We start from the raw sequence: 604 nt of genomic DNA, 5'->3' as shown, positions 1-604 counted from the left end.
CGTCATCAATAGTAGCCGTACGTTGGTAGCTGATGTGCTGAGTCTTAGTCATCGTTCCAGTAGGTGCCTTAACAATGAACGTCCGAGTGATCGTCTTATTCAGATCTTCATGCGTGATGTCCTTGTTTGGCGTACCATCACCAGGCTTCTTATCAGGATTGCCCGGCTTCTTATCACCAGGGGTTGGAACATCACCAGGAACAACATTGATCATGTGGTGACGAACCGTCAAAGTAACACCAGGAATACCATCAGCCGTTGCAGTAACCGTTGCTGGGTACTTTTGGCCAGGTACTAATTCCCAACCAGCAGGTGCAACTGGATTGATAGCAATATCCTCGTCAGTCTTACCAGTAAGTGGCGTGGAGCTGATTTGGTTCCCCTTTTCATCAACGTAAGTAATTTGACCAGTTTGTTCGTTAGCCGTGTAGTTAATCGTAACATCGGTCAGCTTGGTGTTAGCGGTTGGGTTATCAACGCTGGCAACCGTATTTTGACTTGGCGTGTAACCAGGAACAGCTGGAACATCAACGTGGCGCAAGCTGTTGTCCTTAAGCGTCCAGCCGGTGTAGACATCTTCACCAGTAACTTCGTTGTGTTGACC

1 protein-coding gene is annotated in these 604 nt (G+C 48.0%); it reads right to left on the bottom strand.

Features of this window, described 5'->3' with window-relative positions; all coding sequences use genetic code 11:
* Positions 1-604: mucin-binding protein (locus H9X91_RS14045; protein ID WP_204805878.1), on the bottom strand; the 604-nt coding region annotated here is incomplete at both ends.

The sequence above is a fragment of the Oscillibacter valericigenes genome, assembly GCF_016902445.1.
In the GTDB taxonomy this organism is placed as follows: domain Bacteria; phylum Bacillota; class Clostridia; order Oscillospirales; family Oscillospiraceae; genus Oscillibacter; species Oscillibacter avistercoris.
The sequence above is the reverse complement of the archived record's forward strand: the minus strand, read 5'-3'. Positions and strand labels throughout refer to the sequence as shown.